The organism is Clostridium sp., from assembly GCF_022482905.1.
Taxonomy (GTDB): domain Bacteria; phylum Bacillota; class Clostridia; order Clostridiales; family Clostridiaceae; genus Clostridium_B.
Map to the genome: position 1 here is coordinate 2,251,274 of NZ_JAKVOI010000001.1, position 25,047 is coordinate 2,276,320.

23 protein-coding genes are annotated in these 25,047 nt (G+C 36.5%); 2 read left to right on the top strand and 21 right to left on the bottom strand.

Annotated elements, in window-relative coordinates:
• Positions 1-22 precede the first annotated feature (22 nt).
• The 21 genes from LKE46_RS11130 to srlA form a co-directional block, all read right to left on the bottom strand.
• Positions 23-1,216: an MFS transporter gene (locus LKE46_RS11130; RefSeq protein WP_291721990.1), complete on the bottom strand. Its 1,194-nt coding sequence runs from the start codon at positions 1,214-1,216 to the stop codon at positions 23-25.
• 27 nt (positions 1,217-1,243) lie between these two features.
• Positions 1,244-2,071, bottom strand: a complete 828-nt coding sequence (locus LKE46_RS11135; protein WP_291721992.1) for a sugar phosphate isomerase/epimerase family protein — start codon at positions 2,069-2,071, stop codon at positions 1,244-1,246.
• Positions 2,072-2,161: 90 nt separating this feature from the next.
• Positions 2,162-3,175, bottom strand: a complete 1,014-nt coding sequence (iolG, locus tag LKE46_RS11140; RefSeq protein WP_291721994.1) for an inositol 2-dehydrogenase — start codon at positions 3,173-3,175, stop codon at positions 2,162-2,164.
• Between the two features lie 14 nt (positions 3,176-3,189).
• Positions 3,190-4,305, bottom strand: a complete 1,116-nt coding sequence (locus tag LKE46_RS11145; RefSeq protein WP_291721996.1) for a 4-hydroxybutyrate dehydrogenase — start codon at positions 4,303-4,305, stop codon at positions 3,190-3,192.
• Between the two features lie 11 nt (positions 4,306-4,316).
• Positions 4,317-5,321 carry a Gfo/Idh/MocA family protein gene (locus tag LKE46_RS11150; protein ID WP_291721998.1) on the bottom strand — a complete coding sequence of 335 codons (1,005 nt, stop codon included), beginning with the start codon at positions 5,319-5,321 and terminating at the stop codon, positions 4,317-4,319.
• 80 nt (positions 5,322-5,401) lie between these two features.
• Complete coding sequence (locus LKE46_RS11155; RefSeq protein WP_291722000.1) at positions 5,402-6,421, bottom strand: Gfo/Idh/MocA family oxidoreductase; 1,020 nt, start codon at positions 6,419-6,421, stop codon at positions 5,402-5,404.
• A gap of 56 nt (positions 6,422-6,477) precedes the next feature.
• A complete protein-coding gene (gene iolE / locus LKE46_RS11160) occupies positions 6,478-7,380 on the bottom strand; it encodes a myo-inosose-2 dehydratase (protein ID WP_291722003.1) in 903 nt (300 codons plus the stop codon).
• Between the two features lie 29 nt (positions 7,381-7,409).
• Positions 7,410-9,347: a 3D-(3,5/4)-trihydroxycyclohexane-1,2-dione acylhydrolase (decyclizing) gene (gene iolD / locus LKE46_RS11165; protein ID WP_291722006.1), complete on the bottom strand. Its 1,938-nt coding sequence runs from the start codon at positions 9,345-9,347 to the stop codon at positions 7,410-7,412.
• Between the two features lie 47 nt (positions 9,348-9,394).
• Complete coding sequence (locus LKE46_RS11170; protein ID WP_291722009.1) at positions 9,395-10,801, bottom strand: sugar porter family MFS transporter; 1,407 nt, start codon at positions 10,799-10,801, stop codon at positions 9,395-9,397.
• 101 nt (positions 10,802-10,902) lie between these two features.
• Positions 10,903-11,868, bottom strand: a complete 966-nt coding sequence (locus tag LKE46_RS11175; protein WP_291722013.1) for a transketolase family protein — start codon at positions 11,866-11,868, stop codon at positions 10,903-10,905.
• A 2-nt stretch (positions 11,869-11,870) separates the two neighbouring features.
• Positions 11,871-12,713: a transketolase gene (locus LKE46_RS11180; protein ID WP_291722015.1), complete on the bottom strand. Its 843-nt coding sequence runs from the start codon at positions 12,711-12,713 to the stop codon at positions 11,871-11,873.
• A 15-nt stretch (positions 12,714-12,728) separates the two neighbouring features.
• Positions 12,729-13,523, bottom strand: coding sequence for a 5-deoxy-glucuronate isomerase (locus tag LKE46_RS11185; RefSeq protein ID WP_291722018.1), 795 nt, complete (start codon positions 13,521-13,523; stop codon positions 12,729-12,731).
• Positions 13,524-13,764: 241 nt separating this feature from the next.
• A complete protein-coding gene (locus LKE46_RS11190; RefSeq protein ID WP_291722021.1) occupies positions 13,765-14,640 on the bottom strand; it encodes an AraC family transcriptional regulator in 876 nt (291 codons plus the stop codon).
• Positions 14,641-14,673: 33 nt separating this feature from the next.
• The gene (locus LKE46_RS11195; RefSeq protein ID WP_291722024.1) at positions 14,674-16,119 is read right to left on the bottom strand and encodes a sigma-54 interaction domain-containing protein; all 1,446 of its coding nucleotides are present in this window, start codon (positions 16,117-16,119) and stop codon (positions 14,674-14,676) included.
• A gap of 168 nt (positions 16,120-16,287) precedes the next feature.
• Entirely contained in the window at positions 16,288-16,704 is a 417-nt protein-coding gene (locus LKE46_RS11200) for a MaoC family dehydratase (RefSeq protein WP_291722027.1), read from the bottom strand.
• An 87-nt stretch (positions 16,705-16,791) separates the two neighbouring features.
• Positions 16,792-18,081, bottom strand: coding sequence for an acyl-CoA reductase (locus LKE46_RS11205; protein ID WP_291722030.1), 1,290 nt, complete (start codon positions 18,079-18,081; stop codon positions 16,792-16,794).
• The gene (locus tag LKE46_RS11210; protein ID WP_291722034.1) at positions 18,078-19,190 is read right to left on the bottom strand and encodes an acyl-protein synthetase; all 1,113 of its coding nucleotides are present in this window, start codon (positions 19,188-19,190) and stop codon (positions 18,078-18,080) included. Before LKE46_RS11210 ends, LKE46_RS11205 begins: the two co-directional genes overlap by 4 nt.
• Positions 19,191-19,215: 25 nt before the next feature.
• Positions 19,216-20,688, bottom strand: a complete 1,473-nt coding sequence (locus LKE46_RS11215; protein ID WP_291722038.1) for an AMP-binding protein — start codon at positions 20,686-20,688, stop codon at positions 19,216-19,218.
• A complete protein-coding gene (locus LKE46_RS11220; RefSeq protein WP_291722041.1) occupies positions 20,685-20,927 on the bottom strand; it encodes an acyl carrier protein in 243 nt (80 codons plus the stop codon). The genes LKE46_RS11215 and LKE46_RS11220 overlap by 4 nt, the downstream gene beginning before the upstream one ends.
• A gap of 259 nt (positions 20,928-21,186) precedes the next feature.
• Positions 21,187-22,194, bottom strand: coding sequence for a PTS glucitol/sorbitol transporter subunit IIB (srlE, locus tag LKE46_RS11225; RefSeq protein ID WP_291722044.1), 1,008 nt, complete (start codon positions 22,192-22,194; stop codon positions 21,187-21,189).
• A gap of 39 nt (positions 22,195-22,233) precedes the next feature.
• Positions 22,234-22,776, bottom strand: a complete 543-nt coding sequence (gene srlA / locus LKE46_RS11230; protein ID WP_291722047.1) for a PTS glucitol/sorbitol transporter subunit IIC — start codon at positions 22,774-22,776, stop codon at positions 22,234-22,236.
• 721 nt (positions 22,777-23,497) lie between these two features.
• On the opposite strand from srlA, the gene LKE46_RS11235 reads away from it, so the two are divergent.
• Together LKE46_RS11235 and LKE46_RS11240 are read left to right on the top strand one after the other, a co-directional pair.
• Complete coding sequence (locus LKE46_RS11235; RefSeq protein ID WP_291722050.1) at positions 23,498-24,673, top strand: M20 metallopeptidase family protein; 1,176 nt, start codon at positions 23,498-23,500, stop codon at positions 24,671-24,673.
• A 69-nt stretch (positions 24,674-24,742) separates the two neighbouring features.
• Entirely contained in the window at positions 24,743-25,018 is a 276-nt protein-coding gene (locus LKE46_RS11240) for a late competence development ComFB family protein (protein WP_291722053.1), read from the top strand.
• Positions 25,019-25,047 lie beyond the last annotated feature (29 nt).

Here is a 25,047-nt window from a genome sequence, read left to right on the forward strand (position 1 = left end):
CATAATTTACTATAATTATCGCTCATATACTAATTTTGAATTTATAAAAATACACTGCACCTAAAAATCCGACTGCAGATATAAATGACATGAAATAATAGGAAGTACTTATGCTATAATTATTTGCAATAATTCCTGTAAAAACCGGGAATATTGTCATACCAAGCGCATAAATCGCCTGAAAATATCCCATGGCAGTTGATTTTCTATCCTGTTTTACATTTTTCATTGCCTCACTTGTACAGAAGGAAAAAAGAATTCCTGTGGACATTGCAATTAAAATTTGGGCAAAATATATATATATTACAAAATGTACATTTGGAATAATCAAACAATATATACAAATACAAATAAGTACACCTGGAATCCAAATCCCCGGTCCCTGTTTCAACGCTAATTTTGAAGCTGAAAAATAAGAACTGATTACAGCTGCAGATATATATATTATTGAACTTATGCCAATCTGCAAACCTGAAGCCCCAAGCTGTCTGGCAACCTGATTGGTAAAAGACATTGCCGTGGACATGAGTACTCCCTGTTGTATCAGTGCAAGCAGGGAAAATCCTATAAGCCTTTTATCTTTATAGACAGTAACAAGCTGTTTCACAGACAGTGGTGTGAAATTTACAGTAGGCTCTTTTATAAAAAATCCCAAAATAGTAGAAGGTAAGGCCGCTATAAGACTCAGTATACATAAAAAATTCATTCCCAGTTTGTCATAAAATAAAGAGCCGCATACAAAACCTATAAGAATACCTATATTATTTGCAGCAATAATGGTCCCCATGGATTTTTGCATTTCCTCTTTTTTAAAATAATTTGAGTAAAGAACCATAAATGAAATCCACATGGCTGATGCCAGCCCTGAAAACAAACTTCCAAGCAGGAATCCAATACCATCTGGTATAAATATTCTAAAAAGAGAAGCAAGTCCACTGGAAGCAGCACCTATTATGATAAAAAATCTGTGGTGTCCTCTCAAATCCGCTATTATTCCTACAGGCATACGAAGCAGCATCTGGGATAGTCCATAAGCTCCAACAACTACACCCACAAAACTGGCAGTCACACCTATAGAAATCAAATATGGAGTTTGATAGGGCATATAAACATACTGAGAAAACCAGAACATCACAACTACAATCAATAAAATATTTTTCTGCACTTTTACATTCAACTGCTTGGTCATCGTTAAATATCCTTCTGATTTTATCAAATTATCATCCCCCATTAAAAATATATATTACAGATATACTTTTGTTTTCTCCGCACCAATACGTATTACATCCTCGGGTTTCATATTCCAATATTCCGGACGGAATAATTCCAGAGAAGCAATTTTATCATATCCCTTCTCCTTCAATATGTCCATAATTCTATTTATAGGAATACAACCATCCCCCGGGAAAAGCCTGTGACAGTGATCCAGAATTCCAAGCGGAAGATTTTCGCAGTCGTTAATATGAAACACAAAAATCTTGTCTTTAGGAATTTCCCTGAGATATTCAATATCTGCACATTTATCATTCAAATAAAAATTTATACAATCTATTACTAATCCAACATTGTCTCTGTTTATTGAACTTATAATTTCATATGCCTGCCGAATACTGTTACAAACCCACCTCCTGTTTCCAATCGGTTCAAATGCCAATTTTACCCCATATGCTTCTGCAATATCTGCAAGTTTATTCAATACATTCACAGAATCAATAAAAACCTCCTGCTCATTTCTATCAGATACCTTCTGACCTACCGTTGGTACTACAACAATATAAGGATTGCCAATTTCCCCTGCAACTTCACATCCAAAAGTAAACAAGTCAACAAGTTCCTTCCACTGAGCTTTACTGCAAAAATTAATGTTTTCAATAGAATTCAATGCAAAGGGCTTCAAGCTGCTTGTCTCAAAAAAATTTTTCAGATCTTTTACAGTGTTATGTTTAAAATATTCCTTAAGCATGTCAAGACGAAGTTCAATATAATCATAACCATATTTTTCACAAAGTTTCAAGTCCATTTCAACATTTGATTTTTTCATGCATGTTGCTTCATTAAATCCCAATTTCATTCAACTTTCAACTCCTTTTTAAGATAATATAACCTTTATTTATTTTTAGAATAAACAAAGGTTATATTTTATATAAAATCAACTTGTTCTTTATAAAATTTCAGATATCTTGACAGGTCTATTCTCATGAAGAGATTTTTTTGCTGCAAGTCCTATGAGTACTGCTTTCAATCCATCATCGGCATTCACAGGTGTATTCTCATCATTTACAATAGCATCTACAAATTCTCTTATCTCCTCCGCATATGCCTGAATATATCTCTCCAGGAAGAAAAACATTGGCTTTTCACCTGTAACACCTTCCGATGTAGATATTACCGCGGATGACTTAAAGTCATTTGATATTCCAACCTGGCCTTTTGATCCAAACACTTCTGCTCTCTGATCATACCCATACACAGCTTTTCTTGAATTATCTATAACTGCCAGCGCTCCACTTTCAAGTTTTAAGGTTACAACTGCAGTATCCACATCTCCAGCCTCACCTATTGCATTATCTATTAAAACATTTCCCGAAGCATAAACTTCCACTACTTCACTGTCCATAAGGTATCTGACCATGTCAAAGTCATGTATCGTCATATCCATAAATATTCCGCCTGAAACTTTTACATAATCTATTGATGGCGGCTCAGGATCTCTGGAAGTTATTTTCAATATATGAGGTTTCCCTATTTTTCCCTCTGAAACAGCTTCTTTCACAGCCCTAAAATTATGATCATATCTCCTATTGAATCCTACCTGGTATTTAACTCCAGGATTTTTCTGAAGTTCAGAGATAACTTCTTTTATTCTGGAAATACTATGATCTATTGGCTTCTCACAGAAAACATGCTTATGTGCCCTTATAGCTTCAATAGAAATTTTTGCATGAGTGTCAGTTGACGAACATATCAGGACCGCTTCTATTTCAGGATCATCAATTATCTTCCTGTAGTCCGTATATACATTCGGTATTCCTTTTTCTTTTGCCCATTTTCTCTGCTCATCTTTCATATATGGATCTGCTATAGCCTTAATTTCCGCACCTTCCACGTATTTTGTTATACTTTCACCATGTGTCTTTCCTATTCTCCCTGCACCAATAATTCCCACTTTCAACATTTTCATGCTACCCCCTAATATAATTTTTTATAGGTATCTATTATATCCTGTCTTGAAAAAGGCTCATAGCTATTTACGAGAAGTCTTTGCTGTCCCTTTATTACTTCGTCAGTAAATATCTCTATCTCCTTTTCTTTCATTCCATATTCTCTGAGAGGCTTTCTAGGAAGTAATTTGTCCAGAACTTCTGATAGATTTTCATATACGCTTTCCTCATTGCATTGCAATATAACAGATAATATATTATTCAGTTTTTTTATTTTCCCATGTGGATTTTTCTTAACATAGGTTTTAAATATCTCCGTAAAGAAAAGATAATTGGCTTCACCATGAGGTACATGATAATTTCCCCCTATTGGATAGGATAATGCATGTACAGCTGCACAACCGGCATTCCCAAATGCAATGCCTGCATAGTTGCTGCCAAGAACAAAATCGTCAATTATCTTTGTCCTGTAATCTTCATCATTTTCCAGTATATTGATATATCCATTCAATATTAATTTTATAGCTTCCGTACTGAACATCTCCGTATACGGTGTGGCTTTTGGTGATAAATATGATTCAGATGCATGTATGAGTGCATCTACGGAACTTGTGACAAAGAACTTATATGGCAGCCCCTTCACAACTTCAGGTATAAGAACTGCATAATCTGCATAAAGCTGATCTGATGCAATTCCCTTTTTAGTATGTTTTGATTTGAGTTCTGCAACAGATACATTGGTGACCTCCGAGCCTGTTCCACAAGTTGTAGGAACTATAATCAGCTTTTTATTTTTTACCAGAGGAATCCTGCCCTCAAATAAATCCAGGGAATCCTTCGTATACCTGAGTCTCAGTAATTTGGCTATATCTATAACCGTACCACCGCCCAGCGCAATCACTCTTTCAAATCGTTCATTCCCTATATTTGGGATTATACTGTTTATCATTTCATCCGATGGTTCTCCTGCCCCATACTTCTCCTGAAATACAGTATATGCCCCCTTTTCATATTTTTCCAAAAACGGCCTGTATAGAAACTCATTAGTGATTATAAGATCACCTTTACCGATATTGAAAAATTCTACAAATTCTTTGGTACTGTCAAACTTATAAATTTCAGGTACTATCTGCAATAGCTTCATATAAATCCCCCCTATTTGTAAAATTCAGGCTGTTCTCCTACATTAATTGTCTGTGCCTTTCCCTCATTACGCGACCTAATAAGTGAATCAGCAGTTACACATGCAATATATCCATCCCAGGAACTAGGTCCTGCCAACCTGTTATTTTTAACTGAATTTACCCATTCCTGAAATTCTATGTCATAGGCTTCTATAAAGCGCTGTGACCAGTCCTCGTATATTTCATAGGAACGCTGACAATTGTAACGCATAAGTACCGTATTAGGATCAGGCAGTCTTACTGTACCTTTCTCGCATACTACTTCACATTGTATGTCATATCCATATCCTGATGACATATTTACTTCAACATCTATTCTCACACCACTCTTTGTCTTGAGAAGCATGATCTGCGGATCAAGAAGTTTATCTGATGAATTTTTATTTTGTTTTACGGTAAGTACCTGTCCGCTTTCATAATCTTCACCTAGCAGCCAGTGTGATATGTCTATCTCATGAATACCTGAATTTGTAATAGTCATGTCTGTAGTATGGCTTGGAATATGGGTAAGATTTCTGTGACATGCATGAATCATCAAGGGACTGCCAAGTTTTCCACTTTCTATGGTCTGTTTCAGTGCACGATATCCTCTGTCAAAACGCCTCATAAATCCGACCTGCACAAGACGTTTCCCAAATTTGGTCTCAGCTTTAATAATATCTTCACATTCCTTCGCAGTAGTTGCAAGTGGTTTTTCACAAAATACGTATTTCCCCTGCCTTATGGATTCCAGTACATATCCTGCATGAGTAGGGTCCCAGGAAGTAATTACAACAGCATCAACTTCATCACTGTGGATAACTTCTTCACCGGACTTATAGAATTTTGCTCCATATTTTTGTGCAACTTTTTTAGCTGTATCTTCATTTATATCTGAAACTGCAACTACTTTTGCACCTGTAACTACATCAGTTAAACGCCTTATATGATCACGTCCGATTCCACCTGTACCTATAACTCCTATTTTCAAATCCATAATAAAATCCCCCCGGACAAATTATTTATATCTCAGCAAATTGCAGCCATGCAAGCTGCAATTTACTTTATACATGCTCCCTAGCCTTCATATGGAAGCATCTGACCTTTTTCAAATGATTCCTTGCATCTGTTTGCAATTTTCGATACAGCCGTACCATCATATACTGTTACATCAGGCTGATGATTTTCCTGAACACACTTAACAAATTCCACCATTTCGTCTATATAGGCTTCATGCCAGCGAGCAAGGAAATCCGGATAGCATTCACGGCATACGCCATGTTCACTCAATACTTCAAGCAGACTGTCCGTTCCCACAGACCCAATACGAAGTGTACCACGAGTACCAATAATTTCCGTTTCTACATTACAGCCATGTGCTGCAGCTCTTCCTGCAAACAGAAAAGCCATGGTCTCATCTTCAAACTGGATTAGACAACTTACATTATCTCCATCGTTCCACTGACGATATTGCTTAAATTCAAAGCATCCACCGATCCCCCACATATTTTTAGGTTCACTTCCGGTAAACCATCTGCACAGATCTATATCATGTACGCACATATCAAGAAACTGGCCACCACTGTGAGGAGCAAATGCCAGCGTACCTTCTATTGTAGTAATAGGATCCTGTGTATATGAACGTACCAGAATAACTCTTCCAATATCACCATTTTGTATCTTTTCTTTTGCCTTTCGGTAGGATTTGTCATAACGACGCATGAAACCCAGCATGAATATTTTGTCCTTATGCGCCTCTACTATCTTTTCAGCCTGTTTGCAGTGCTCTACATTGGTATCAAGCGGTTTTTCACAGAATACATGCTTGCCTGCGTTCAATGCAATGGCAATCTGCCCGGTATGGAGGGCAGACGGAGTTACTATGGCAACTGCATCCAGTTCAGGATTATTGCACATCTCCTTGAAATCCGTATAGGTATATGGAACATTTAATTCTTTTCCTACTTCATTAACTCTTTTTTCATCTATATCACAAATAGCAGTCAATTCAGCTCCAGGTATACGACTTGCAAGATTACAAGCATGCTCATATCCAAGCCTTCCCAAACCTGCGGAACCAATTTTTACTTTTTTCATTTTATATACCTCCATATTTTTGTTATTTTAATATTCGCAATATTACACTAATTATATCAGATACCAGTCTGCTCTTTTATATATGCTCGTGCCGTTTCCGCATAATCCAGCGGATTGTATTTATATGGGTTCTGTTCTGCCTCAACAACCAGCCAGCCTTTGTAATTTCTATCCTCCAGTATCTTAAAAATGGAAGGATAATCTATGCAGCCTTCTTTATCTCCGGGTACAGTAAACACTCCCTGCAGCACAGAACGTAAAAAGCTGAGTTTTTTCTCCCTGCATACCTTCAACACATCAGGTCGTACATTCTTGAGGTGAACATGTTTAATTCTGTCAAAATGTTTATCAAGAATTGCAATTGGATCTTCTCCTGAGAAATAAAGATGTCCAGTATCATATAACAGACTTACATACTTAGGATCTGTGAGTGCCATAAGCTTGTCAATTTCTGAAGTTGTCTGTACAACTGTTGTCATGTGATGGTGATAAATCAATGTCATTCCATTATCTGCAGCTATTTTCCCAAGTTTGTTAAGTCCTTCGGCAAGCTTGTTCCATTCAGCCTCATCTGTTATGACATACTTCTCTCCAACAAAAATATTGCTGCAGTGCTGTATACTATGGCTCTGGTCTGAAACCACAACATGTTTTGCCCCAATTTCCTTCAGAAAATTCATATGATCGATAAATCCCTTTTCGCTAACTTCATAGGGTTTTTCAGTGAGATATGAACTATACCATGCAGTAATGGCTGAAATTCCCCTGCGGGCAAACTCTTTATTCAAGATATCAGGATCTCTTGGAAACTGGCAGCCTATTTCCGTCCCCTCATATCCGGACAAGGCTATCTCACTAATAGTTTGAAGAAAAGTGTTTTCCTTTCCCCATTCCGGCATATCATCTTCTGTCCATGCTATAGGTGCAATACCCAATTTGATATTCTCTCTCTTTAACATAAGGTCTTCCTCCTAAATATTGGATTATATTAATACATTCTTGCCTTTTTAAGTTTTTCACACAAATTTTTGTAAGCTTCCCTGGTCTTTTCAGATTTGCTGACGGATGCAACACCTATATGCCACCAGGATTTATAACCCTCCGCCATGGTCTTAGGAAGTACCTTGGCATCTATAATGCATGGCTTGGTCTGTTTCCTGGCATCCTCCAGAGCAGCTCTCAATTCCTGGGGTGTCTTTGCAGTATAGCCCTTCATGCCATAGCCTTCTCCTACTTTTGCAAAATCTACGTAAATATATTTTCCATCTGTTTTCCCACTTTTTTCATCACGATAACGGAATTCAGTACACAAACTGTCTATGCCGCTTCCCATCTGAAGATTGTTGATGCATCCAAATGCTGCATTATCAAATACAACTATAGTAATTTTGGCATTTTCCTGAACTGCCGTAGTAATCTCGGAATTCAGCATGAGGAATGAACCATCTCCAACCAATGCATATACTTCTCTTGAAGGCTCTGCCAGCTTGGATCCTAATGCTCCGGCAATTTCATAGCCCATGCAGGATGCACCATATTCCATATTGTAACTGTCTTTTACATCTGTAACCCAGAGACGTTCCAGATCAGCTGGAAGCGATCCTGCCGCAGCTACAACAATTGCATCATCATCTATAACTTCACGAACAATGCCAACTCCATTGGATTCCGTTATTGTTCCTCCGATATCCCTGATGTAGTCATTTATAATCTCTGGTGTCCAGCTTGGAACACATGGTACGAAATCTTTACCAGTATAAATAGCATTGCAAACTGATTTTCTCTCTTCTTCCCATTCTTTCTTAATTTGAGCTATCTCATCTTTTCCATAAGACGGTTTGTAATTTATTTGTTCAAGCTTTTCGCATATAGCCTGCAAATTCAGTTTTGCATCTCCTACAACTCTTGAAGCATCCATTTTGCCAGCATCAAATTCTGATGTGTTTATAGTAACAAACCTTACATCCGGATTTCTGAAAACTTCCTTGGAGCAGGTTACAAAATCATTGAATCTGGTTCCTATGCCAACAACAAGATCTGCCTTTTCAGCTATGGTATTTGCAGCCAGAGTTCCCGTTATACCGACTCCGCCAAGATTTAAGGAATTGGAGGACGGGGTAGCACTTTTACCTGCCTGAGTTTCAGCATATGGTATTTTGAATTTTCTGCATACTTCCTGAAGTGCTTCACCTGCTTCTGAATATCTTACACCGCCTCCTCCAATAAACAGAGGATATCTGCTCTTTGAGATCAACTCTACTGCATTTTCAATTTCCTTTGAATCTGCAAGTCGTCTTGCTATATGATGGATTCTCTTTTTAAAGAAATAATCAGGGAATTCAAAACTTTCTCCTTGTACGTCCTGTGGAAGTGCAATACACACTGCTCCTGTACTGCTAACATCTGTAAGTACACGCATAGCATTTATCAGTGCAGTCATAAGATGCTCGGGACGTGAAATTCTATCCCAGTAACGCACTACAGGCTTATAGCAGTCATTTGTCGTAATGCTCAAATCATAAGGTTGTTCTATCTGCTGCAGAACTGGATCCGGTTGTCTCGTTGCAAAAGAATCGGATGGAAACAAAAGCAGAGGAACATTATTTATTGATGCTGTAAGTGCCGCAGTAATCATATTTGCAGCTCCGGGTCCAATTGAAGACGTACATGCAATTATACGGCGTCTGTTGTTTTGCTTTGCATAACTCATGGCTGCATGTGCCATACCCTGTTCATTACGTCCCTGATAAACTTTTAGATGTCCGGGATCTTCTGCAAGGGCCTGACCAAGTCCCACTACCATTCCATGCCCAAATATTGTAAAAAAGCCATCTACAAATTGATTTTCAATACCATCAAATTCTACATACTGATTGTTTAAAAACTTGACTATTGCCTGTCCTACTGTCATTTTTATTCTACTCAAAGTAATAACCTCCTCTTTTTCTTTTAATTATTAAACAAATTAATAATCTATTCAGCAGTAACCTTTGTTTTTTTATAGTTTCTGAATTTCTCCTCCAATTGCTCCAGAGAATATCCAAGTGTTTCAGGTACAAATGCAGTTGAACATATTATACATACAACTCCCAGTCCTACAAACACGAAAAATGTATTTGACAGACCAATTGATGCTATGGCCAGAGGAAATCCAAGTCCAACTCCAAAATCAGCAATCCAGTCAAAGAAGGTTGCTACCCCATATCCCATTCCTCTTACTCTGAGAGGGAAAATTTCGGATAAAAGAAGCCATGTCAACGGGCCCAGAGTAGATTGGAATATAGCCAGATAAATCATTGTCAATACAACAACTATATATGGCAGTATAGCTGCACCTACAAGAGCACGTGAAACTATACCCATTAATAGAAGAGTTATAGTACTTCCAACATATCCTCCTATAAGCAGAGGCCTCCTTTTGCATCTGTTTGCCAGATAGTGCATATATACCCATGATGCAAGAACTGACATACATCCATTGGCTACGTTTGCAATCAGTGCAGTTTTTACACTGAAACCCGAATGCTCAAGCACAGTTGTTCCATAATACATTATTACATTGATTCCTGCTATCTGCTGACAGATAGTCAATACACATCCTATTAATACAATTCTTCGAATCCATGGAGTTCCCAGGTCCTTGAATGTAGCTTTGTCCAGATGCTTTTCAGCTTCAATATTCTTTTGAATTTCATTGAGATCCGCTTCTGCTTCTGCTTCATCACGTGTCTGCCTCAAAACCTCCAGTGCCTGTGCTATCTTTCCATTAGCCGCCAGCCATCTTGGTGTCTCAGGGACTATAAACATACCAATCCACAATACAATCGCCGGAATACTGGACAGAACTATCATATAACGCCAGATTCCAGGATAATCAAACATATTTCCCAAAATAGCATTGAACACATATGCAAGAAGTTGTCCTGTAACAATCATAAGTTGATCCTGAGAAACAAGACTTCCTCTTATACTTGTAGGTGCCAGTTCAGCAAGCAGTGTCGGTACGACAACAGATACTCCTCCTACACCCAGTCCCACTACAAACCTGCATATAATTATAACCGATGCATTTGGCGAAACTGCACATCCTATTGTTGAAACAAAGAAAATCGCCGCCAGTATTTTAAGTATTTTTCGTCTTCCATATTTGTCAGCAAAACGTCCCCATAATATAGCACCAAAAGCTGCTCCAAGCAACAACGAACTAGTAACAAGTCCTTCAGTCAGAGGTGTTAGATTCAGCTGATCCTTCCTGGTCATAAAACTAAGAGAACCATTTATTACTCCGCTGTCATATCCAAACAAAAGTGAACCAAATGTTGCCAGAATGGATACTTTTTTCAGGAATTTTTTCTTTTCCTTGATATTACTTTGCTCCATCTTATTAATTCCCCCATCTATTAATCATTAATCTGCAAAATTGCAGATTTTAAATCACAGGTATTCACTGGTGTCACCTTGCCTTATAAGAAAACGTTTTATTATCTTTTTCTATTTACAGCCTTTTTGCAGCTATTGACTATATCTCCTACTGTCAAACCATATTCTCTTTTTAGATAATCTACTGATCCTACCTGTCCAAATCTATCGCGTATTCCCACTCTTTCAAGAGGTACAGGGATATTTTCACTTAATACTTCGGAAACTGCACTTCCCAGTCCATTTATTATACTGTGATTCTCAGCAGTTACTACAGCACCTGTTTCCTCTGCACACTTTATTATAAGCTGTTTATCAATCGGCTTTAATGTAAACATATTCACAACTCTTGCACTTATACCTTCCCTATCAAGCATGTTGGCAGCATCTATGGAATCATTCACCATAATTCCACTGGCTATTATAGTGACATCATTGCCATCTTTTAATGTAACTCCCTTTCCAATTTCGAAACTTGAACCTTTCTCATATATTTTGACTGGATTTTTTCTAAGCAGCCTGATGTAAAAAAATCCTTTCAGCTTTTCAGTCTGTCTTATAATATCAGCAAGCATTGCCCCATCTACAGGTTCTATGATAGTTGCATTCGGTATATTTCTTACTATTCCCATGTCTTCAAAGGGCATATGAGTTCCCCCATTATAGGCCGCCGTCACACCTGGGTCGCTTCCAATGACTCTTACATTCTGACCTGAATAACCTATGGACAGAAACAGCTGGTCAAAACATCTTCTTGTGGCAAATGGTCCAAATGTATGTGCAAAGGGTATCTTGCCCGTAGCTGAAAGTCCTGCTGCCACGCCCATCATATTTGCCTCCTGAATCCCAACATCAAAAGTTCTATCCGGAAATTCTTCTGCGAATCTCTTCATGCCCATAGATGACATTAAATCACCATCCAGCGCAACAATATTTTTGTTTTTTCCTGCAAGATCTATGAGAGTACTACAGTACACATTTCTCATTTCTTCATCTTTAATCCTATTGGATGCCAGAACTATATTCATGATTACACCACCTTTTTAAGTTCCTGTTTCAGATATTTTAATGTATCTTCAAATTGTTCCCTGCTGACTTCTATATGGTGGTTCAATTTCAACTTTTCTGCAAATGGTATACCTTTCGCCTTTACTGTATTCATAACTATTACAGAAGGTTTCCCTGCAACCTTTTTTGCTTCTTCTATAGCATTGTATACCTGCTCTACATCATTTCCATCTATTTCCTGAGCATGCCATCTGAAAGCTTCAAATTTAGCTTTTACATCCCCAACGTCATTTATATCCTTTACATATCCATCAAGTTGTTTTTTATTGTAATCTACAAATGCAATCAAATGATCCAGCTTTTTCTGTGCAGCATAAAGTGCCGCCTCCCATACCTGACCTTCCTGTATCTCACCATCCCCAAGCATCAGATACGTATAGTTATTTCTTCCATCCATCTTGTTTCCCAGGGCAATCCCTACTGCAAGTGAAGAACCTTGTCCAAGTGATCCTGTAGACATATCAATCCCTCTTGTAAGATCCTTGTTGCAGTGGCTTGGAAGTCTTGTTCCTCCCTGATTTAAAGTCATAAGTTCTTCCTCCGGGAAAAATCCTTTTAATGCAAGTGCAGCATATAACGATGGTCCAGAATGACCCTTGGAACATATAAACCAATCCCTGTCTTTCCATGCTGGATTCTTTGGATCATATTTCATAACCTTTCCATATAGTACAGCAAGAGCGTCAACCATGGACATTGCCCCTCCAAGATGCCCTTTTCCAAAATTTGCAATTGCTTTTAGCGTATCTATTCTTATCTCTATGGCAAATTTTTTAAGTTCTTTTACCTCATTTTCTGTCAACATCTCATACCTCCTTATCTAAATTTCTGGAAAGTACTTTGCGTCCGGTGCAGTTGTCCACTCATGTTCCGGCTCTACAGTTGTAATTATATTCTGATCATCTCTAAGACGGATTACCCAGATATAATATTCTGCATAACCTGGTGCTGTAGCCTGTGAATGTGTTTTTTTACTGGGCATTCCCGTAAGTTCATTGTTATTTACCTTGTAAACGTCATCCCCGATTTCCGCAAATCCATAGCCGTTTTCCGGTAGGAATTTATAAAAATATATTTCCGGCTCTACATGTGTATGCGGTGGGAAAGATGACCATTTACCCGGATAACTGACAACTTCACCTACAAAGAAATTTGTTTCCGGACAATTGGATCTGTCAAAGAAAGTCCTTACAAGACGTGCAGAACAGTCATTAAGTGTTCCTGCACCTCTTTCCTCATTGGCACAAAGACAATCTTTTCCCCTAAATAATTTTGGTTGAAAATTTTTAGAATTTTCTGTCCTTGATACAGTGAGTTCTGCAGTGTCAGAAACACACTCAATTGATACCAAAGTATTTTGAGGAACATGAAGCAGAACTGGCTCTTCATGAAAACAATCCTTTCTTTCCACTGTTTCAGTTTTTGCTTCCCATGAAAACGTAATCTTTCCGAATGTAAGAACATATATTACCTCTTGAGCATAATTAAATGAAAGCTTATCCTTTTTCCCCATGGAAAGTACTCCAAACTCCATACCCATCATTTCAGGATGTTCTTCTTTATCCACAATTTTATTGTATCCTTTTGAAAACGGAGTATTTCTAGAAATCTTCATTCATATCCACCTCTCATTAATTTTATTTTGCGCTTTATCACTTCCACGTTATATATAAATTATAAATTTATTACATATAAAATTCTATAGATTTCTTGCTTTGATATTCACCAATATAAAAGGGGTTTATGCCATTTGTGTGATAACGTTTAAACAAAATATAAAATTCTTGTTTTTTCCATATAAAAATAGAGTATAGCCTTCATATTCTATTCCTACAAGGACTATACTCGTACTATTTTTACGTCTTCTTTGCTTTTAATATATAGCTGTTTCTATATTTTCGCGGCGACATACCGACATGTTTTGTAAATATCTGATTGAAATTGCTAGGGTTGTCATATCCAACCATTGAAGCTATACGGGTGACAGGAAAATCCGTCGTTATCAATAATGTTTGAGCTTCTCCAATACGACGTCTCAATATGTACTGAATAGGTGAATATCCTATCGTGTCTTTAAATACATGAGACAAATAGTAGGAGCTTATATTTAAATCATCTGACATTTTTTGAAGACTTATATCTTCCATATAATATTTGTCAATATACTCACGAATACGTTTTCCCAATACATTTGCTTCTTCAGATACCGTATCATGAAAATCAAGCTTCCTCTGCAACAGGTGCATAACTTGAACCAGAAGAGACAATGTAAGATAATGACAGGTTTCCTCCGCACCTGCATAATCACTTGAAAGAGTTGAAAATATCAGTTCAAAGATACCTGACAAGGTTGAAAAGTATTCCCTGCTGGGTATAACAGGACTTTCATCATCACCAATCAGGGCATTTTCCCTTAATCCACCTAGCTTAATTCCCCCAATAGCACAACAATAACTTCTAATTCTCGTATTTGGGCCTGAAATTTCATCATGAATAATTCCACTGTTATATATCAGAATATCGCCTTTTTTAATATTATACATTTTACCATTGATTGAATATTCACCTTTGCCATTGCAGATTAAAACAATTTCAATAAAATCGTCATGAGAATGCATTATACGCGGATAGATACTAGCTTTTTCTTCTATTTTACTTACATAAAGCAATCTAGGAATTCTATTAATATCAAAGCTATGAATAAAATTTTTCTTCATAAAACATTGTATCATCAACAAATCCCCCCATTTTTGATACAACAACAATCACTTTTGCAACATAAGCTTGTTCTTATACCTCTTCCTCTTTCTAACCAGTGTAGATGCATTTATTCCAAGTTCCCGGGCAGCATCCCTAACATTTCCATGTCTTTCAAAAGCAGCTTCTATCAATGATTCTTCAAGACTTTCAACTTCCTCTTTCAATGTCAAATGCCTGCTTCCCAAACTTGTTCTCGATTTGTCACTGCTCCAGACTTCCTTTATAGGCAGGTCACTTCTTAATATTTTATCCCCCGTACTCATAATCATGACCCTCTCTATTATGTTCTTCAATTCTCTGACATTTCCCGGCCATCTGTATTCTTTGAGAGAATCCACTGCACCTGAGGTAATTATCTTGTTGAAATCATACTTCTTATTGAATACGCACATAAAATGTTCTATGAGCGGTTCTATATCATCTTTCCTATCTCTAAGGGGCAATATTGTAATAGGCACTACATTCAGGCGATAATACAGATCTTCCCTAAAGGTCTTTTTCTTCACCATCTCTTCAAGATTCCTGTTTGTAGCAGCAATTACCCTTACATCTATTTTAATCGTATCTGTTCCACCAACTCTTTTTATTTCACCCTCCTGAAGAACCCTCAAAAGCTTTACCTGCATGTCAAGCGGAAGTTCTCCAACTTCATCCAGAAATATGGTTCCGCAATCTGCAAGTTCAAAAAGTCCTATTTTCCCTTCCTTGTTTGCACCTGTAAAAGCTCCTTTTTCGTATCCAAAAAGTTCCGATTCTATAAGATTACAGGGAACACATCCGCAGTCTATCTTGATGAAACTCTTATTGCTTCTCTTACTGTTCTTGTGTATATACTTGGCTACCTTCTCTTTTCCTACACCCGTTTCCCCAAGCAGCAGAACCGTTGTATCAACCTTTGCCACTTTTTTTGCTATTTCGAGTATATTTAGCATTTTTTCATCTTTTGCTATAATGTCCGAAAATTTAAGAAGCTGATTTCTCATGGCCTCCAGTTGGGAATAATATTTTTCCGTAAGCTGCCTGTTCTTTTTCAACTGCTCTTTGAGTTCATAAAGTTCTGTGACATTTCTGACATTTGTAACTACCATTGTTATATTTCCATGGTCGTCAAAAATAGGGCTGCTGGAAACGAGTACAGTCTTTCCAGTCTTGAATTTCTGTTCAATTGTGACATCTTTTCTGCTTTCCAGCACCATAAGAGTACCTGATTTGGAAATATAATTATTCTTTTCCAGATATTTCATATTCTTTCCAATCATTTCAGATCTCTTCATTCCTGTAATTTCTTCATAGGATTTATTTAGAAATATAGTATCAGCATTTCCATCTGTTATATATATACCATCATAGGAACTCTCAATAACCTGATATAGTTGTCTTAATCTAAGCCTCAGAGTATCTACATCTTCTCCTGACAAATCATCAAATTCCAACAATTTTCCAACTTGCATAATACAATCCCCCTTTGAAAATTACAGAATATAACAAACAATTGTTAAATAAACTACAATGAAATGCATATCATATATTATATTCTATAAAAATTATAACATACATTCAATAGGCACTGTATCATTATAATTGCAGTTGAACATATTTATAAATGTCCGCAAATCCTCCTAATTTAGAGGAGGCATTACAAAAGCCTCTCCTGTTAGAACTTTATGCCCCTCGTCATTAATACAAATAGTTTTTAGTTTAACTATATTTTCATCCTTGTTTATTTCGGCAACCTCAACTATGGCTTTTACAGTATGGTCTATATACACCGGCAGATTGAATCTTGAATTCTGGCTCAGGTAAATAGTACCTGGCCCTGGAAGCTTCATGCCTATACAGGCTGATATAATGCCTGTTATCAATGCTCCATGAACTATTCTATTCTTGAATTTATCCTTATATTTGAATTCATCGACATGGAGTGGGTTAAAATCTCCTGTTATTTGAGCAAATAAATTTACATCATTCTCAGATATGACTTTTTCAAAGTAAGCCTTATCTCCAATTTTCAGTTCGTCAATTGTTAAACCTTTCATAATATAGCTGCCTCCATATGCAAATTAAAATTAAAGGGTCAGCGACTCCTTTTTAAAAGTCCGCTACCCGATAAACATATTACCCGGTTAGATGTTCAAGCTGCACCATCTTACAAGCTCATTTATCATAAAACATCCATCCCAAGGAGAATCATAAGTATTCATTGTACCTATATTTACAACTCTGGCTGCACCAGATCTTGTAACCATGTCTGCAAATTTCAGAATTTTGCCTTTGTCCTCAACAGCATAACCTATAGTCTGTATTCTATGGGTCATTAGACCATCTATATCAAATATACTGTCTATCTGTTTTAAAAAAATACATCTTCCACCTATGGGTTCTTCCAATTTAATATCACCATTGATTAAAATTGTATACTCAAGCCCCTTGCTGCAGAATATATCCTTATCCAGGCTGAGAGCATATACTCCTCTTTCATTTATTATTTTTGCACACTCTGCTTCACTTAAAGTGTTTTTATACCTTTTACCTAATTTTTCAAGGGATTTTCCCAATATTTCAGCTAAATGCTTCAATGGTACATTACTTTTCTCCACAAATAGAACCTGCGGAGAAGAACATGCCTTCTGACCAAACAGTATTATATCCATCGCAAGTTTGTCCATGTATTCACATAACTTATGACCCTCCACAACATTCCTGTCAAATACCGCGAAAGAATATTTTGGCCCAAAGATTATATCCCTGCATGTAGTTTTTTTTGTCAGTGAAGCAATACTGTCAACTGCCTGCTTTCCTCCCCATATGATTCTTGAGTCAGAAGCTATTGACATTGCCTGATTCATCGATTTATCTTTGCTTGGAAAATATACTATGGATATATTTTTCAATATATCGGAGGAAAAATAGGATTTATTATTATAGACAACTTGTATGTCCATCATTGGCTTTAACAGCTTCAACACTATATTAATACTATTCTCAGGTACCCTTGCAATGTTTGAATTTTTAGCTATAATAGATTGAAAAATTGAGTAGAGTGCAAGTGTATAAACATTTCCTGCTATCCAATGGCAGCTTATTCCTCTGCCCTGGGCCTTTATAAATCTGCCATTTCCCCTGAATACAAATTCATCCAGATATTTTCCGTCTCCCAGACTCATTTCTATCAATTTTTCCACATTCGATTTTCTAAAATAAAAGGATAAATAGGCCACACCTTCAATTCCAAGAAGCTGTTTATTCACAGACAGCCTTCTGCTGTATTCATTCAGTATTAAAATAATAGCCTGTGACGGTATAGCATTCAGCAATTTCAAATTTTCCTTCAAATTACTTACTATATCCTTAAAGTTTTTAAAAACCTTTTTTTCTTCAAAAAGGCATCCATTCAATGAATAACAATCTATCATCCAATATCCTCCTCTTCTGCAAAAGTGTCACCACACCCTCTGATTTCAGCTTTCTCGACTCTGGATCGAAACTTGAAATACTTTCCGTGCCTTCCGCACCTGCAGTCATCAATTCCAATAAGTTCCCCTACATCTTCTGTCAGGATACCCTGGGAAGGATAACTTGAGCCTAAAATACTCATAACTTCTATAATTCCACGCTGTCCTGGTTTTACCTCATCCAGTGTGTTAAAGTCCCTTATTATGACATCTGCGAAGTCCGGGACATGTTTATGTCCGTACTCACAATCTACAAACACAACTCCAAGCTGTTCTACCATACCATAAAAATCCATTATATTCTCTTTTTTAGTTCCGAATACCCTTGCCGTCCTGCTGTTGAATTCGTCCTTTTCAACGCTTTCTGATACTAGTTTTTTCCATCCACCACTGTGTAGAAGCTTCATTCCCGGTAATGACAGCTTAATATTCCGCCTCTCCAGTTCTCTTACAAATCTTCTCCATATTATATAAGTAAATCCATACACCAGTATGTCTCTGTCTGCATTTTCACATTGGAATTTTTCAAGTCTTGGCAAATTTACTGCCAGCTCACCATCTTTTTCATCCATTATATAGGTTATACTGCTTGCAAAGTTGCTCACTCCCCTTATGGCAGCACCACGGGCACTCAATATCTGACCATCTTTATTTATAGATTTTGTATCCAGAATAAGAAGAGGTCTTCTCTTTCCACCAAGAAAACTTTTTAGAGTATTTAAAAGCGCCTGTGTCTGTCTTATGGACGTAAGTCTGTCGAGATATATCCTGCTTGGTATTCCCGAAGTTGTAGCACTTGAATTAAGTGTTCTTATTATATTTTCACTATTACAGGTCAGAAGATCAAACTTTTTAAACATGTTTACCGGTATAAATGGAACCTGCTTCAAACTTGAAATTCGTGAAACATCCACATTCAGTTTTTTGTACATGCTATTTATATTCGCATTAATTTTATTGGATTCAAGCTGTCCCTTGATTATATCAAGCAGCTTCTTTTCCTTTTCCTCCTGATACATTTGAAACTGGTCATTTAACACCATATCCTCTATTAAATCTTCTATTTTCATGTATCCTCACCCGTTTCATTTTATTTTACATCTGCTTTAATTTTCGGAGGAGAACTTTGCCCGACGAATTTTTAGGAAGTGATGATAAAAATTTTATATATTTTGGTATTTTGTATCTGGGCAATCTGCTTGAGCAATAGTCAATTATATACTTGGAATCTATACCTTCAGTGTTATTTTTCAAAACTACAAATGCCTTTACAGCTTCTCCAAGTATATCATCCTCCACTCCTATAACAGTACATTCAACTACCTGCTGTATACCACATATGGTATTTTCAATTTCTTTTGGACTTATTCTGTTTCCGCCGCACTTTATTATATTCTTCTCCCTGGAAACTATGAATATATACCCATCTCCATCTCTATAGGCTAAATCACCTGTATACAAGAGTCCATTTTTAAGTACCTTTTTTGTTTCCTCTTCATCATTGAAGTATCCTTTCATTATGTTTCCGCCTCTTGCAGCTATCTCTCCAACTTCACCAGTCCCAGCAGTATTACCATTCTTGTCCAATACAAGCAATTCGGTTCCTGGAATGCCTTTTCCTATAGATCCCAGTTTATTCTTCAACTGCTCCGGTGGAAGATAGGATAATCTTGCAGTAGCCTCTGTCTGTCCATACATAATATATATTTGAACACCTTCAAGTGCACTGCACAATTCCGATATAAATACCTCTGGAAGTCTTCCCCCTGCCTGGGTTACATATCTCAAGGATGGAACTTTGGAATCTTTAATATTGGTAAGCCTCAAAAGTATCTGATAGGTACTTGGCACACCTGCAAAGCCTGTACAATTATACTTTTTTATATCTTCTATGACAGTCTGTGGAAACATAAATCTATTATTTATTACAATACTTCCGCCGCACCTGAAATGTGTATTCAGCAGAGAAGTCCCATAACAATAGTAAAATGGAAGTACAACTTCTATGCGGTCATTTTCTTTCAAATTCAAATATTCTATTATTGAATTCGTGTTATACATCAGATTATAGTGTGTCAGCATTACACCCTTTGGTTTTGAAGTAGATCCCGATGTAAACATTATAAGAGTCACATCTTCTTTTATATCTACAGAATCACCCGAAGAAATTTCATTCTCAATTTCACCAATATTCCGTTCACTGTATACTGTAACATCATCAGAAAACAGTTCTTTTATTTTATCAACATATTTCTCCTGACAAAATACTGTTTTTATGTTCAATATATTGGAAATATAGGTTATATCGTTTTCAGACATGGATGGATTTATGGGAACACATATGCTGCCGTTCTTTATTACTCCAAAATAAACTTCTATAAAGAAAGCCGAATTGTCCGAAATTAAAAGCACACTATCCTTCTTTGAATAATTTCTTTCATGTAATAGATTGACTACATAATTTATACTGCCGTAAATTTCTCTGTAGCTTGTAATCTGATTCCCCTCTATTACAGCAGTCTTTTCTAAATTTACGGATTTCTCAAATACATAATCCGTGAAGGTCATACTTCTACCCCATATTTATTTAATATTTTTTTTATATCTCCTATAGTGTACATTCTAGATATATCCACCACGTCAAAATTTATATCAAAATTTTCTTCAAGTCCTGAAACAAGTTCTACATGAGCCAGTGAATCCCAGCTTTTTATTTCATCAGGTCCCATTTCATCTTTAATATTTACTATATCTTTTATATTCAAAGTATCACAGATTACTTTATTGAATTTATCCAGGTTTTTCATAGTGTATTCCTCCAAAAATATATTTTGTAACATACTATAATTTTATTGAAAGCAATTATTATACCACCTCTTGCAACCCCTATATCGCAGTACCTAAACAAATTCTTTCATATATGATTGTTGCACAAATGCATCAATAAAATGGAATATTTATAGTTATATCTACATTCTGTATATGCTATTATATATGTTGCAAATATGCATTCTGTTTCCGATTTGCAATTTAAAGAGAGAATGAGATCTTTTCCATATATAAATATTATTCGTACAGACCAATTCCTACAAAATAGGCTATTACAACAGATAAAGGTCCTGTTACAACTCTTGAGAATAGAACTGCCGGAACCCCCACTTCCACTGTTTCAGGTTCCGCTTCTGCAAGGCTCAATCCAACAGGTATGAAATCACATCCTACCTGTGCATCTATTGCAAACAATGCTGGAAGTGCAAAATGCGGTGGTATATGTCCTTTGCCTATTTCCGTTCCTACAAGAACTCCCACTACCTGAGCCACAACTGCTCCAGGTCCGAGTATAGGTGAAAGTATGGGCAGTGTACAGATAATCGACACTATGATCAGCCCTACAAGAGAACCTGCTGCCGGTGAGATTGCCTTTGCAATAATATTTCCTATACCTGTCTTGTTTATAATTCCAATTATCATACATACGAAAGCCATGAATGGAAGTATGTTTTTTATTATTGAATCAATCGTCTCTCTTCCTGCTTCATAGAACTTTCCTATTACATCTCCAACACCTTTCCCAAGCCTTACTATAAAATTCTCTTTCTTCTTTGGTGCCGCTTCAACAGCTGCCGCCACACTTTTCTTTGCCTTATCATCAGGAATATTTGTTTTTGCTTTTTCCACTTCTGGAGCTGATGATACCGGTGAATTGCCCTCATGGATGGAAATACAGGATTCATTTACATCAGATACATACAGCTGCTCCGTCATAAATTTTGCAAGAGGACCTGACTGTCCAACAGATTTTACATTTATAGTAAGTATACCTTTTTTTGGATAAACTCCGCATCTTGCAGTACCTCCACAATCTATGACAACTGCAGCTATCTCCGCATCGGGAACTCCAGTAGCAAATCCATTTACCAGTTCTGCATTGGTCATTTGGGCAAGCTTATATGCTACAGGATGCATGTCCTGTCCCGTTACACATACAATTTTATTCCTTTTTCCTTCCGGTTTTATATAGAGAGGTCCTCCCCAGCCACTTCTTCCTTTTTCAACTTTTACTGTATTATACATGATAACCCTCCTATTTTTTATTTATTGACAAAATCAATGTCATACTGGTTGAACCTTTTTATTTTTCTCTTTATTCAGTAAATAGATAGTAATCCTTTCCGTAAGCAATCCTTTGATAAATATTACAATAACTCCCGTTATAAAATATCTCACGGCAAGTTCACCTACAGGCAGTCCCAGTTTCGTTATTCCCTGTGCTATACCCATGTAGACAAACAATTCGGCAGGATTTGCATGCGGAAACAGTCCTGTAATCGCATGGACAAATGAAACTGTAGAATCATAATAGGCTGGTTTATATTTTTCATCCAAAAACTTACCAAAAGTATATGCCATAGGATTCGTTAAAAAGAACACGGCAATAACTGGGAAAACAGTGTATCTTGTTACAAGATATTTGGATGAGGATCTGGCTAAATTATTGACTCTTTCTTCACCTATTATCTTGATAAGAGAATTGACAGCCGTAATAAGCACAACTAAAGTAGGCAAAATTCCCGTAACCATTCCAGTGAAGCTTTTTCCACCCTCCTGAAATAGTCCTATGAACCCCTGAGCAGCATTTGCTAGAGCAGTTAACATGATTCAAACCTCCCAATTTTGATTTTTAAATTTTTTATATGTTTTCACAAACAATATTTAATGATATAATTATTTTGGTCAATCTTTGATGTGATGTTTTGATTTGTAGTAAAATATCATACAAGGATAATTATTTTAGGTGATTGCTGTTTATCCAGCAATTTATGCATCATGCTAAAATCTAGATAGCATATTTAGATTTTAGCATTTTTTGAGTTTTTATTGAAACCAATTTGGGGCATTGGTTTTCATAACGTTTTCATAGTTGTTTCTTGTTCTTCCCCATCAGGACAATATCGTTAACTATACCGGACTCTAACTAAGTTATATATGAATAATTTCATTGCTATAGCCTCCTTTTTTACATTTGTTCTTTTATGAAATATTGTTACAGCATTATAATATAATTTCATTTCAAAATAGTCAATATATTTTTATCATATTATGCTTTATTTTTTTCCAAACCGACTCTACAATAATATCAGAAATTACTTTTAACAAGTATTTCGCTATCTCCTATTTCTTGAGTCAGTCACTCCTCGACTCTAATATTCTCAATGGCATGATAGACCCCTTATTTACATATGTTTTTACAATTTTCTATTTACAACTCCATATTTTATGTTATTGTATAACTAATAATAAATAATATTATTCAAATTGAAGGAAATATGCAATTGATTATACAATGGCAATAAGTTTATGGGGGGCTATTATAAATATGAATGATATAAAAGAACTTGTGAAAAAATATTATCCTGAAGTAGTAGATTTACGGAGATATTTTCACAGACATCCGGAAATCAGCAAACGGGAATTCAATACTCAGAAAAAAATTTTTGGTGTGCTGGGCACACTGGATCTTGATATAAGAAAAGCAGCAGGAACCGGCATCATAGCTGACCTAAAGGGCAAAGAGCCTGGAAAAACCATAGCTATACGTGCAGATATAGATGCACTGGCTATAGACGAGGAAGGAGATAAACCTTATAAATCACAAAACAAAGGCGCATGCCATGCCTGCGGTCATGACGGACATACTTCTATACTATTGGGAGCGGCAAAAATTCTATCACATTTTAAAAGTGAAATCAAAGGTAATATAAGATTCATATTTCAGCCAAGTGAAGAAGAGGTTGCAGATGGATCAGGTGCTGCAGCCATCATAAGGGACGGTGGGCTTAAAAATGTGGATGCAATCATAGGACTGCATCTATGGCAGTCACTTCCAATAGGTACAGCAGGTATATCTCCCGGACCTGTAATGGCTGCAAGCGATGAATTTACCATAATAATAGAGGGAAAAGCCGGTCATGCTTCCATGCCCCATCAGACAATAGATTCAATACTGACTGCATCGGAAATTGTAGTTGCATTGAACACTATTGTGGGGAGGGATGTAGATCCCATGAAACAAGCGGTTGTATCCGTAGGCGTATTCCAATCCGGGAAAATTTACAATGCCATAGCTGGAAAGGCAGTATTAAAGGGAACTATACGATCTCTCGATGAAAATGTCCGAAAAAATGTATATTCCCATATAAAAAAAATCGTAGAGGATATATGTGACATGACTGGGGCTAAATGCAGTTTGAAAAGAGATCTATGTACTTACGTTCTTGAAAATGACCCTAAAGTTACAAGCATAGTACTTGAAGCCGGAAGAGAAGTTTTAGGTAAAAAGGCACACAAGATACCGCCTTTTATGAGTAGTGAAGATTTTTCCTACTATCTTCAGGAAGTACCTGGATGTTTCATATTTGTCGGAATAAACAATCCTGAAAAAAATATTGTATATCCCCAGCATCATCCTAAATTCGACATAGACGAGATATCATTGTCATATGGATTGGAAATTCTAAGCAGGTCAGCTCTCAAATTGCTGGATAGATTCTAAAAAGCAAGAAATATATAGTTAATTTATGATATAATTAACATATAAGGCATATTTGAGAAGGTGGGTTAGTTGATCAAAAATTATATGGAAGAAATTGTAGACAGGCTGCTGCCTAAAGTTCTTGAAAACTATGATGATATTTGCAAATGTCCAAAATGTATTGATGATATAAAAGCCATAACATTGAACAACTTGCCTTCTAAGTACATATCAACTGAAAAAGGTCTATTATATGTCAAGCTAAATGAACTTTCCGACAAGTTCAATACAAATATAGTAAAGGAAATAGCTCTGGCCATAGATATTGTATCCAAAAATCCTTCTCACGGTACAGTAAAAAAATGAGCAAAAATTTCATTTGAAATTTTTGCTCA

What these genes read in the sequence shown, in the direction of transcription:
- LKE46_RS11135 (WP_291721992.1), bottom strand. Translation starts at nt 2,071, where the DNA reads ATGAAATTGGGATTTAATGAAGCAACATGCATGAAAAAATCAAATGTT.
- iolG (WP_291721994.1), bottom strand. Translation starts at nt 3,175, where the DNA reads ATGTTGAAAGTGGGAATTATTGGTGCAGGGAGAATAGGAAAGACACAT.
- LKE46_RS11145 (WP_291721996.1), bottom strand. Translation starts at nt 4,305, where the DNA reads ATGAAGCTATTGCAGATAGTACCTGAAATTTATAAGTTTGACAGTACC.
- LKE46_RS11150 (WP_291721998.1), bottom strand. Translation starts at nt 5,321, where the DNA reads ATGGATTTGAAAATAGGAGTTATAGGTACAGGTGGAATCGGACGTGAT.
- LKE46_RS11155 (WP_291722000.1), bottom strand. Translation starts at nt 6,421, where the DNA reads ATGAAAAAAGTAAAAATTGGTTCCGCAGGTTTGGGAAGGCTTGGATAT.
- iolE (WP_291722003.1), bottom strand. Translation starts at nt 7,380, where the DNA reads ATGTTAAAGAGAGAGAATATCAAATTGGGTATTGCACCTATAGCATGG.
- LKE46_RS11170 (WP_291722009.1), bottom strand. Translation starts at nt 10,801, where the DNA reads ATGGAGCAAAGTAATATCAAGGAAAAGAAAAAATTCCTGAAAAAAGTA.
- LKE46_RS11175 (WP_291722013.1), bottom strand. Translation starts at nt 11,868, where the DNA reads ATGAATATAGTTCTGGCATCCAATAGGATTAAAGATGAAGAAATGAGA.
- LKE46_RS11180 (WP_291722015.1), bottom strand. Translation starts at nt 12,713, where the DNA reads ATGTTGACAGAAAATGAGGTAAAAGAACTTAAAAAATTTGCCATAGAG.
- LKE46_RS11185 (WP_291722018.1), bottom strand. Translation starts at nt 13,523, where the DNA reads ATGAAGATTTCTAGAAATACTCCGTTTTCAAAAGGATACAATAAAATT.
- LKE46_RS11190 (WP_291722021.1), bottom strand. Translation starts at nt 14,640, where the DNA reads ATGATACAATGTTTTATGAAGAAAAATTTTATTCATAGCTTTGATATT.
- LKE46_RS11195 (WP_291722024.1), bottom strand. Translation starts at nt 16,119, where the DNA reads ATGCAAGTTGGAAAATTGTTGGAATTTGATGATTTGTCAGGAGAAGAT.
- LKE46_RS11200 (WP_291722027.1), bottom strand. Translation starts at nt 16,704, where the DNA reads ATGAAAGGTTTAACAATTGACGAACTGAAAATTGGAGATAAGGCTTAC.
- LKE46_RS11205 (WP_291722030.1), bottom strand. Translation starts at nt 18,081, where the DNA reads ATGATAGATTGTTATTCATTGAATGGATGCCTTTTTGAAGAAAAAAAG.
- LKE46_RS11210 (WP_291722034.1), bottom strand. Translation starts at nt 19,190, where the DNA reads ATGAAAATAGAAGATTTAATAGAGGATATGGTGTTAAATGACCAGTTT.
- LKE46_RS11215 (WP_291722038.1), bottom strand. Translation starts at nt 20,688, where the DNA reads ATGACCTTCACGGATTATGTATTTGAGAAATCCGTAAATTTAGAAAAG.
- LKE46_RS11220 (WP_291722041.1), bottom strand. Translation starts at nt 20,927, where the DNA reads ATGAAAAACCTGGATAAATTCAATAAAGTAATCTGTGATACTTTGAAT.
- srlE (WP_291722044.1), bottom strand. Translation starts at nt 22,194, where the DNA reads ATGTATAATACAGTAAAAGTTGAAAAAGGAAGAAGTGGCTGGGGAGGA.
- srlA (WP_291722047.1), bottom strand. Translation starts at nt 22,776, where the DNA reads ATGTTAACTGCTCTAGCAAATGCTGCTCAGGGGTTCATAGGACTATTT.
- LKE46_RS11235 (WP_291722050.1), top strand. Translation starts at nt 23,498, where the DNA reads ATGAATGATATAAAAGAACTTGTGAAAAAATATTATCCTGAAGTAGTA.